The following is a 403-nucleotide window of genomic DNA, read 5'->3' on the forward strand; positions in this document are numbered from 1 at the left end:
ATCAGACTTAAGGAACCGCCTGCGCGCGCTTTACGCCCAATAATTCCGGACAACGCTCGCCCCCTACGTATTACCGCGGCTGCTGGCACGTAGTTAGCCGGGGCTTCCTCGTGAGGTACCGTCACCGCGCCGCCCTCTTCGAACGGCGCTCCTTCGTCCCTCACAACAGAGCTTTACGACCCGAAGGCCTTCTTCGCTCACGCGGCGTCGCTCCGTCAGGCTTTCGCCCATTGCGGAAGATTCCCTACTGCTGCCTCCCGTAGGAGTCTGGGCCGTGTCTCAGTCCCAGTGTGGCCGGTCACCCTCTCAGGCCGGCTACGCATCGTCGCCTTGGTGAGCCGTTACCTCACCAACTAGCTAATGCGCCGCGGGCCCATCCGCAAGTGACAGCCAAAGGCCGCCT

Annotated in this window: 1 rRNA gene; it reads right to left on the reverse strand. The window is 63.0% G+C overall.

Annotated elements, in window-relative coordinates:
- Nucleotides 1–403, reverse strand: a 16S ribosomal RNA gene (locus tag VU18_RS16895); the annotation flags it as partial.

Origin of the sequence: Geobacillus sp. ZGt-1 (genome assembly GCF_001026865.1) — a bacterium.
In the GTDB taxonomy this organism is placed as follows: domain Bacteria; phylum Bacillota; class Bacilli; order Bacillales; family Anoxybacillaceae; genus Geobacillus; species Geobacillus thermoleovorans.